Raw genomic sequence first — 508 nt, forward strand, 5'->3', positions numbered from 1 at the left:
CCAACCTGACGGGTCATTAACTGCAAAACATCATCAAGGTTTTGATTTTGGTTCCAGTCAAGTTGTAAACGAATTCTTTCTTCTGAAGGCTCAATTCTATAATGTTTAGCAATCGTTAAGACCGCCTGTAACCAGGGCTGGTAATTTATTTTTGTCATCATGGTTGTACTTCGAACCCCTGAATTGAAATATTATTTAAGTCATAAGCTTGGCGGGAACGTCCTGTTGCTGCAATGTACTGAACAATACTGCTGTAGATGTCATAACGTGCAGTTTCAAGTTCTGAATTGGCGCTATGAATCGCTTGTTCAGCATTCAGTAAGTCAACCAATGAACGGGTACCGAGTTTGTACTGCTCTTGATAAAGTTCGCGTGTACGAACTGTTGTCGCTTGGCGGTTGGCTAAAACCTGCATTTGACGTTGTTTATTTTCAATTTGCTCACGGCTGGTTCTGATCTGATCGAGCACATCCAGATACACAGAATTCACTTTAGATTTAGCGGCTTC

Annotated in this window: 2 protein-coding genes; both read right to left on the reverse strand. The window is 41.3% G+C overall.

What is annotated here, in order from left to right:
- Positions 1-161, reverse strand: a 161-nt coding sequence (locus B806_RS20050; protein ID WP_165382256.1) for a hypothetical protein, incomplete at its 3' end; no start/stop codon positions are given.
- On the reverse strand, positions 158-508 hold a 351-nt coding region (locus tag B806_RS0107545), incomplete at its 5' end, for a TolC family protein (RefSeq protein ID WP_017402810.1). The genes B806_RS20050 and B806_RS0107545, both read right to left, overlap by 4 nt.

The organism is Acinetobacter sp. TG2027 (assembly GCF_000302435.1).
GTDB lineage: Bacteria > Pseudomonadota > Gammaproteobacteria > Pseudomonadales > Moraxellaceae > Acinetobacter > Acinetobacter pittii.